8 protein-coding genes and 1 pseudogene are annotated in these 8,626 nt (G+C 69.9%); 4 read left to right on the top strand and 5 right to left on the bottom strand.

The window, feature by feature from the left end:
- The 4 genes and pseudogenes from ABZS42_RS31640 to ABZS42_RS31625 form a co-directional block, all read right to left on the bottom strand.
- Positions 1–343 (bottom strand): annotated as a pseudogene (locus tag ABZS42_RS31640) (hypothetical protein); the annotation flags it as partial.
- A 45-nt stretch (positions 344–388) separates the two neighbouring features.
- Positions 389–1,903 (bottom strand): bifunctional cytidylyltransferase/SDR family oxidoreductase, encoded by a 1,515-nt coding sequence (locus tag ABZS42_RS31635; RefSeq protein WP_355151592.1) that lies wholly within the window; start codon positions 1,901–1,903, stop codon positions 389–391.
- Positions 1,904–2,049: 146 nt separating this feature from the next.
- Complete coding sequence (locus ABZS42_RS31630; protein ID WP_355151590.1) at positions 2,050–2,868, bottom strand: ABC transporter ATP-binding protein; 819 nt, start codon at positions 2,866–2,868, stop codon at positions 2,050–2,052.
- Entirely contained in the window at positions 2,861–3,757 is an 897-nt protein-coding gene (locus ABZS42_RS31625) for an ABC transporter permease (RefSeq protein ID WP_355151588.1), read from the bottom strand. The genes ABZS42_RS31630 and ABZS42_RS31625 overlap by 8 nt, the downstream gene beginning before the upstream one ends.
- 216 nt (positions 3,758–3,973) lie before the next feature.
- On the opposite strand from ABZS42_RS31625, the gene ABZS42_RS31620 reads away from it, so the two are divergent.
- Positions 3,974–4,576 (top strand): TetR/AcrR family transcriptional regulator, encoded by a 603-nt coding sequence (locus tag ABZS42_RS31620; protein ID WP_355151594.1) that lies wholly within the window; start codon positions 3,974–3,976, stop codon positions 4,574–4,576.
- A gap of 65 nt (positions 4,577–4,641) precedes the next feature.
- Here ABZS42_RS31620 and lhgO read toward each other — a convergent pair whose 3' ends face one another.
- Entirely contained in the window at positions 4,642–5,838 is a 1,197-nt protein-coding gene (gene lhgO / locus ABZS42_RS31615) for an L-2-hydroxyglutarate oxidase (protein ID WP_355151586.1), read from the bottom strand.
- A gap of 115 nt (positions 5,839–5,953) precedes the next feature.
- On the opposite strand from lhgO, the gene ABZS42_RS31610 reads away from it, so the two are divergent.
- The 3 genes from ABZS42_RS31610 to ABZS42_RS31600 are packed head-to-tail and all read left to right on the top strand — an operon-like array spanning position 5,954 to position 8,523.
- Positions 5,954–7,096 carry a DegT/DnrJ/EryC1/StrS family aminotransferase gene (locus ABZS42_RS31610; RefSeq protein WP_355151584.1) on the top strand — a complete coding sequence of 381 codons (1,143 nt, stop codon included), beginning with the start codon at positions 5,954–5,956 and terminating at the stop codon, positions 7,094–7,096.
- Positions 7,097–7,122: 26 nt separating this feature from the next.
- Positions 7,123–8,055, top strand: coding sequence for an NAD-dependent epimerase/dehydratase family protein (locus ABZS42_RS31605; RefSeq protein ID WP_355151582.1), 933 nt, complete (start codon positions 7,123–7,125; stop codon positions 8,053–8,055).
- A gap of 3 nt (positions 8,056–8,058) precedes the next feature.
- Positions 8,059–8,523, top strand: coding sequence for an acyltransferase (locus tag ABZS42_RS31600; RefSeq protein WP_355151580.1), 465 nt, complete (start codon positions 8,059–8,061; stop codon positions 8,521–8,523).
- The last annotated feature ends 103 nt before the right edge of the window (positions 8,524–8,626 follow it).

The following is an 8,626-nucleotide window of genomic DNA, read 5'->3' as shown; positions in this document are numbered from 1 at the left end:
CCGACGGCCGCTCCTGCGAACGCGACGGCAGCCGCGAGCGCAAGGACGGCGCCAAGCCGGCGAGGCGTCCGACCAGACATGAGTTGCTCCTGTCATGGTCGAACCCCCCGTCGAGCCGACGCGCGTACGCGACGAGCACGGCGGCGGCGATCAACGTCGTCTCGGCGGCGGTGTCGGCGCCGGGGCGGATCCGCCGCTCCACGGCGGCCGCGCCGAGGGCGGCGACCGCCAGCGCGAGCCCCCAGCCGGTCGCCCCGGTCAGCGCGGCGGCGAGGAAGGCCGGTACGGCCAGCCCGATGCTCAGGCATCGGGCGATCAGCTTGCGGAACAGGTCACCACGCATGTCGCTCCGTTCAACCGCCGTTCGCGGTAACCAGGCGTCCGACCGTCAGCCGGCGGTCGCCGGGGTGGCGGTCGCATCGCCGTCCGACGGCGCCGCCTGGCTCGGGACCGCCTGCGGCGGTTCACCATGAGGCCGGCGTACGTCGATGACCTGCCCGGTGAGTTCCGAGATCAGCACATCCAGTGAGGCCTGGGCCACCGTCTCGGCCGAGAGCAGGGTGTGCTCCGGCTCCTCCCCGAAGGCCCGGGTGCGCATCGGGGTGGCGGTCCGCTCCGGATTGACGCAGTTGACCCGTACCCCGACGTCCGCCCACTCGTCGGCCAGTGCCTGGGTGAGGTTGACCAGCGCCGCCTTGGTGGCCGAGTAGAGCGCGTAGCGCGCCCGACCCCGGGTGTACGAGCTCGAGGTGTAGAGCAGCAGCTGCCCCTTGGTCTGCTCGAGGTAGGGCAGGGCCAGCCGGGCGACGGTGACCGGCCCGACGAAGTTGACCTGGAGGACCCGGTCCATGGTCTCCTCGTCCATCTCGGCGAGGTTGCCCTTCTCCAGGACACCGGCGGTGACGACCACGTGGTCGATACGGCCGGTCGCCTGGAACGCCGTGGTCAACGCCGCCTCGACGTCTTCGGGACGCTCGACGTGGGTGCCGGTGCTGCTCCGGCTGAACGCGAAGACCTGGGCGCCGTGCCGGCGGGCCAGTTCGGCCAGGTCGTGACCGATGCCGTAGCTGCCGCCGAAGACGACCACGGTCCGCCCGGTCAGTTCCTCCCGGTAGCTGCGCTGGTCGGCGAGCCGGGGCGCCCGCGCGGCGGCGAGCTGGAAGAGCTTGTCCGCCAGGTGGACGTCGACCGGGTGGGTGACCTTGATGTTCTCGTCCGAGCCGTCGATCACCTTGATCGGCGTACCGGGCAGGTAGCGCAGGACCACGCCGCAGTCGTCGGTGGCGGCGAAGTTCAAATCGCCCTCGGCCAGCCGGTAGGCCTCGCGGATCGTGCCGGAGCGGAACGCCTGCGGGGTCTGGCCCCGGCGCAGCGAGGAGCGCACCGGGATGTCGCTGATGCAGTCCTCCCCGTCGACCCTGATGATCGTGTCCGCTGACGGGATGGCCACGTCCACCGCCGAGTAGGTCCAGAGGGCGTTCACGCACTCGCGGACGATCCGGTGGCTGACCAGGGGTCGAACGGCGTCGTGGAAGAGGATGTTGCAGTCCTCCTCGCCGACCGTGTCGAGCGCGATTCGGGTGGTCTCGTTGCGGGTCTCGCCACCCTCGATCACCTTGCTGACCTTGCGGAAGCCCGCCTTGTCGACGATCTCCCGCACCTCGCCGACGTGGCCGGTGGCCATCAGCACGATGATCTCGTCGATCTCCGGCGCGGACTCGAAGACGGCCAGGGTGTGTTCGATGATCGGCTTGCCGGCGATCTTCAGCAGTTGCTTGGGGATGCCGAGGCCGAGGCGGGTTCCTGTCCCGCCGGCGAGGATCACAGCCACTGTCCGCGAGGGCCGCCAGGGAGCCGAAGTCTCCGGTGCGGCGTCCGGGCCAGTGGTGTGGTCCTGCGTCATTGCCGATCCTCACTTCCAGGCTTTGCGTTAACGAGGTATTCCGCCCAGGCGGCGACCGGATGAACCTTAACGCGTCGAATTCGGCGCCCCAACGGTGGCGACGGGTCGGCCACACCCGTGCAGGTGCGGCCGACCCGTCGTCCGAATCACTTGCCGTTGGCGAACGCTTCGTACGCCCGCACGACCTCGTCGGTGGGTCCGTCCATCCGGAGTTCGCCCGATTCCAGCCAGATGGTCCGTTCACAGGTGTCGCGGACCGAGGAGAGCTGGTGGCTGACCAGGAAGACCGTTCCGGCGCTCTCACGCAGCTCGCGCACCCGTTGTTCGCTGCGCTTGCGGAAGCCCTTGTCGCCGGTGGCGAGCGCCTCGTCGATCAGCAGTACGTCGTGCTTCTTCGCCGCCGCGATCGAGAAGCGGAGCCGGGCGGCCATGCCGGAGGAGTAGGTGCGCATCGGCAGCGAGGCGAAGTCGCCGCGCTGGTTGATGCCGGAGAACTCGATGATCTCCGGGGTCTGCCGCTGCACCTCGGCCGGGGTCATGCCCATCGCCAGGCAGCCCAGCGTCACGTTGCGTTCCCCGGAGAGGTCGTTGAGCAGCGCCGCGTTCACCCCGAGCAGCGAGGGCTGGCCCTGGGTGTAGACCGCGCCGCGGTTCACCGGCAGCAGGCCGGCGATGGCCCGCAACAGGGTGGACTTGCCCGAGCCGTTGCTGCCGATCAGACCGATCGCCTCGCCCCGGTACGCGGTGAAGGTGACCCCTTTGACCGCGTGCACCTCCCGGATGTTCGGCTCGGAGGTGCGGGTGACCATCCGGCGCAGCGCGGCCACCGGGCTGCTGCCGCCACTGGCCCCCTTGTGTACGCGGTAGACCACGTGCGCGTCGTCGACGACCACGGTGGGGATGCGCTCCCGCACCTGGGGCAGGGTCACCGTCGCGTCGTTCGAGGTCTCGTACTGGTCAGCCACGGCCGTACTCCTGTTCGCCGCGCCAGAAGTAGAGGTAACCCCCGACGCCCATCACGATCGCCCAGCCGACGGCGACCAGCCACAGCTGGGAGAGGGACGAGTTGAGCACCGGCGCCCGCTCCAGCAGCGCGGTCCGGGCCAGCTCGATGTAGACCAGCATCGGGTTGAACTCGACCAGCCGGCTGGCCCAGCCCGGCAGGCTCTCCTCGAAGAGGGCGACGCTGTAGAGCACGCCCGAGCCGTACATCCAGGCTCGCATGACGAACGGCATGACCTGCCGCAGGTCGGAGACCTTGGCGCCCGTCCGGGCCACCACCATGGTGAGTCCGGCGTTGAAGACCGTCTGGAGCAGGACGGACGGCACCAGGATCAGCCAGGCGAGGGTGATCGGCTCGCCGGTCGCCAGCACGATCGCGATCAACACCACCAGGGAGCCGAGCAGCTGCTGGAACTGGGTGACGGTGATCGCGAGCGGCAGGCTGGCGCGGGGGAAGTGCAGCGCCCGGATCAGCCCGAGGTTGCCGCTGATCGCCGTGGTGCCTTGCTGCGCCGCCGTCTGGGTGAAGTTGAAGATGAACAGCCCGGTGCAGAGGTACGCGATGAAGTTCGGGATGCTGTTCTGCTTCAGCACGATGCCGAAGATCAGGAAGTAGACCGCCGCGTTGGTCAGCGGGGTGAGGACCTGCCAGAGCTGCCCGAGTCGCGCGTTGCTGTACGAGGCGACCAGCTTGGCGTTGGCGTACGCGGCGATGAAGTGCCGGTAGTGCCAGAGTCGCCGACTGTATTCGGCCAGGGTCGGCGGGGCATCGGCTACGCGTAGCCCGTAGCGGGCGGCCAGCTGCGCCTGGGTGAGGCCGGAGTCGGGATCGGCCAGCGCGGTGTTGGCCATGGATGTGGCGCTCCGATCTTGGAGGTCGAGGTGTTGCGCGCTCGATGGTCTCAGACGTGGCCAGTGCGGGGGAGCGCCGCCTCGTCGCTGCGTGGACAGTAGTCGGAAACACGTCGGGACGCAACCGTACCGTCGTTGCGCTAGTGTGGTGCCCGTGACGTGCGGAAAGAGTCCCAGGTGACGGCCGGAAAACGACGGGTGCCCGCCGGGGCGGCGGTGCTCCGGGACGACATCACCGCGGCCATCCGCCGTGCCCTGATGCAGGAGCTCGCCGCGGTGGGGTACGGCCGCCTCTCGATCGAGGCGGTGGCGCGCCGGGCGGGGGTGAGCAAGACCGCCATCTATCGGCGGTGGAGCAACAAACTCAACCTCGTGCTGGAGATCGTCGCGACCGCCGCGCAGGGCAAGTTGCCGGCGCTGGACACCGGCAGCCTGCGCGGTGACCTCGCGTTGCTGTTCCAGGTGCTGGCGCACGCGTTGCGGCACCCGCTGGCCTCGCAGATCATCCCCGACCTGCTCGCCGAGGCCGCGCGCAACCCGACCATCGACGAGACCCTGCAGAAGATGCTGCGCGCCCGGCAGCAGGAGATCGGCGGACGGATGATCGAGCTGGCCGTACGGCGGGGCGAGTTGCCCGCCGACACCGACCCGGAAGCCGCGGTCGATCTCATCGTCGGGCCGCTCTACTGGCGGCTCGCCATCGCCCGTAACCCGCTCACCGACACCTACCTGGAGATGCTGGTGGAGTCGGTGGCCGTCGGGCTCGGCGCCGGGCCCGCGGTGCCGAAGCCGCGACGGATGGCACCGGCCGACCGCTGAGCCGTCCGCGCCGGGCGGCGGCGCGCCATCGCCGGGTCCGCCGCGGCCGAGCCGGCCGGCACCGGTCAGCGGGCGGCGTCGACCGGGAGCCGGGAGACGATGTGCCGCGCGATCTCCAGCGAGCTCGTCGCCGCCGGGGAGGGCGCGTTGAGCACGTGCACCTGCCGGTCTGCCTCGACGATGAGGAAGTCGTCGACCAACCCGCCGTCGGGCCGGATCGCCTGTGCGCGCACACCGGCGCCGGCCCGGACGATGTCCGCCGAGGTCAATTCCGGCACCAGCCGCGCCAGGCTGGCCGCGAAGCGCTTCTTCGACAGCGACCGGGCCACCTCGGTCAGGCCGTACCGGTAGTGCTGCCGGCCCAGCGCCCACAGCCCGCGGAAGCTGAGCTCGTCCCAGATGTCGCGGGGGCTGATCCGGCCCCACGAGTAACCCTCCCGGGCGGTGGCCAGCACCGCGTTCGGTCCGGCGTGCACGCTGCCGTCGATCATCTTGGTCAGGTGCACGCCGAGGAAGGGGAACTGCGGGTCCGGCACCGGGTAGATGAGGCCGCGTACCAGGTCGCGTCGCTGCGGAACCAGCTCGTAGTACTCGCCGCGGAACGGCACGATCCGCACCGGCGTCGGTACGCCCGCCAGGCGGGAGATCCGGTCGGCGTGCAGGCCGGCACAGTTGATCAGTACGTCGGCGACGAACTCGCCTGCGGTGGTGCCGACCACGACACCCTCCCGGCGGGGCGCCAGCCGGGTCACCTCGGTGCCGGTCCGCAGGTCCGCCCCGCCCTCGGTGAGCAGCTCGGCGAGCTTGCGGCAGACCGCGCCGAAGTCGACGATGCCGGTCGAGGCGACGTGCAGCGCCGCGACGGCGGCCACGTTCGGCTCGTACTCGGCCGCCTCGGCCCCCTCGATCAGGCGGGCCGGCAGGCCGTTGGCGAGCGCGCGCTGGTGCAGATCGTGCAGCCGGGGCAGCTCCTCGGCGTCGGTGGCGACGATCAGCTTGCCGCAGATGTCGTACGCCAGCCCGTGCTCGCGGCAGAACTCGACCATGGAGGCGCTGCCGGCCTTGCAGAGAGTGGCCTTCAGGCTGCCGGGCTTGTAGTAGACGCCCGCGTGGATGACGCCCGAGTTGTGTCCGGTCTGGTGGGCCGCCCAGCCGGCTTCCTTCTCCAGCACGGTGACCTGGTCACCCGGCCGATCGGTCATCAGCCGGTGGGCCACGGCGAGCCCGACGATACCGCCGCCCACCACCACAAACCTGGTCATTCCGTCTCCCCTGCCCGATGCCGCGACCGATGGTAGCCAAGCACGCCGCGCCCGACGGAGGTACCACCATCGAGGTTGGCCTAGACTGCTGCGGGTCCATCTCTGGGGGAGTCACATGTCTGAGGTCATCGCGCTCGGTCAGCCCACTGTCGGAGAGTCGGAGCTGGCCGCCATCGCCGAGGTGTTCGCCTCCGGCTGGCTCGCCGGCGCCGGTCCGACCGCTCGTCGTTTCGAGGAGCGCTTCGCCGCCGCCGTCGGCACCCGGCACGCCCTCGCCACCAACAACTGTGGCGCCGCACTGCACCTCGCCCTGCTCACCCTGGGCGCAGGCGCGGGTGACGAGGTCATCGTCGGCGACTACACCTTCCCGGCGACCGGCCACGCGGTCATGTGGGCGGGCGCGAAGCCCGTCTTCGCCGACGTCCGCCCAGACGTCTGGACCGTCGACCCGGCGGCCGTCGAGGCGGCGATCACCCCACGCACCACCGGCATCATCGCCGTCGACGTGGCCGGCCAGCCAGCGGACTACGACGAGCTGCGGGCGATCGCAGACCGGCACGGGCTCTTCCTGGTCGAGGACGCGGCCTGCGCCGCCGGCGCCACCTACAAGGGTCGGCCGGCGGGAAGCCTGGCCGACATCGCGGCCTTCAGCTTCCACGGTCGTAAGGGCATCACGGCCGGCGAGGGTGGCGCGCTCACCTCCGACCGGGAGGACCTGATCGCCCACGCCCGCAAGCTGCACACGTACGGCATCGAAGGCGCGTTGACCCGGGAGGCGTCGACCGACCTGCCCATCCCGACCTTCGATGAGCTGGGATACAACTACCGGCTCTCCGACGTGGCGGCCGCGATCATGCTCGCCCAACTCGATCGCCTGCCCGACCTGATCGCCATCAAGCGGCGCATCGCGGCCCGTTACGGCGAGCTGCTGAAGGACCTGGAACTGGTCACCGTTCCGGCCGAGCTGCCCGACCGGGAACACCCGTGGCAGGCGTACATCCTCACGCTCGACAGCTCCGTTGACCGCGGCGCGGTGGCGATGGGGCTGCGGGAGCGCGGCGTGCAGTGCAACTTCGGCACCTACGCGTCGCACGTGCAGCCGCTCTACGGCGAGCCGTCGCAGCCGTGCCCGGTCTCCGCGGACGTCTTCGCCCGGCACCTCGCCATCCCGATGCACGCCAACCTCACCGACGAGCAGGTCGAGCGGGTCGCCGCCACGGTGCGCGAGGTCGTCACCGCCGTCGCCGTAGGTCGCTGAACAGTCTGAGAAGGGACACCAAGCCAATGTCGAAAAAGACGGTCTTCATCACCGGGGGCGCGGGCTTCATCGGCCTGCACGTGATCCCGCTGCTGCTGGAGAAGGACTACCGCATCCGCATCTTCGACAACATGTCGCGCGGTGACCGTGCCCGGGTCAACGAGCTGGTGGCCACCGGCAACGTGGAGCTGGTCGAGCAGGACGTGCGCTACGGCGGCGCGGTGCACAACGCGATGAAGGGGTGCTCGCACGTCATCCACTTCGCCACGGTCTCGATCAACAAGAGCCAGGCCGACCCGTACGAGTCGATCGACATCAACATGGTCGGCAACAACAACGTCTTCGCGGCCGCCGCCGACCACGGCGTCGAGCGGCTCGTCTTCGCCTCCTCGGCGTCGGTCTACGGCGACCCGAAGAAGCTGCCCATGCACGAGGACGACGAACTCAACCCGCTCACGCCGTACTGCATCTCCAAGCGGGCCGGCGAGGACCTGCTCGGCTTCTACCAGCGCAGCAAGGGCCTCTCCTGGATGGCACTGCGCTTCTTCAACGTGTACGGGCCGGGGCAGAAGATCGAGGCCTACTACACCAGCGTCATCAACACCTTCATCCAGCGGCTGCGCTCGGGTCAGCCGCCGATCATCGACGGCAAGGGTGAGCAGTCGATGGACTTCATCCACGTCACCGATCTGGCCAAGGGCGTGGTCGCGGCCCTCGAGTCCGAGCAGGACAACATGCCGGTCAACATCGGCACCGGCGTGGACACCTCCATCGCCCAGCTGACCAAGATCCTCATCCAGGCGGTCGGCACGGACGTGGAGCCCATCTTCAACCCGCGAGACGTCCTGGTCAGCCGCCGGGCGGCCGACATCACCCGAGCGCGCGAGGTGCTGGGCTGGGAGCCGCAGATCACCGTCGAGCAGGGCATGAACGAGCTGGTCAAGAACCAGGCGCGGTAAACCGTGCCCGCCGCCGAATTACCCCCGAATCCGTACAACGCCCACGCCTGGGTCACCGGCGATCCTGAGATCGGCCCGGGTACCTGGATCGGCGCCTTCACGATCATCGACGGTTCCGGTGGACTGAAAATCGGAGCCGGCTGTGACATCTCCAGCGGGGCGCAGATCTACACGCACTCGACCGCCAAGCGGTGCGTCTCCGGCCGCGCCTACGGCGACATCGACCGTGCGCCGGTCCGGATCGGCGACCACGTGTTCATCGGTGCGAACGCGACGGTGCTGATGGGGGTCACGATCGGCGATTCCGCGGTGGTCGCGGCGGGCGCCGTCGTCAACCGGGACGTACCGGAGCGGACGGTGGTCGCCGGCGTACCGGCACGTCCGGTGGCCCGGGTCGTCCTCGACGACGACGGGACGCCGCGCTTCGTGCGGCTCGCCGACGAGGCGGTCGTGTCCGGCGAGCGGTGACGCGCGGAGTTAGGCGATCAATTAGGGACGGAGGCCCGGCGAGGCCGACAGCGCTCCGCACAGGTTCCATGGACAGAACGTCACAAACCCGCTTCGGCTTGGC

This window comes from Micromonospora sp. NPDC005367 (assembly GCF_040606825.1).
In the GTDB taxonomy this organism is placed as follows: Bacteria; Actinomycetota; Actinomycetes; order Mycobacteriales; family Micromonosporaceae; genus Micromonospora.
This window is presented reverse-complemented; position numbering and strand designations above follow the sequence as displayed.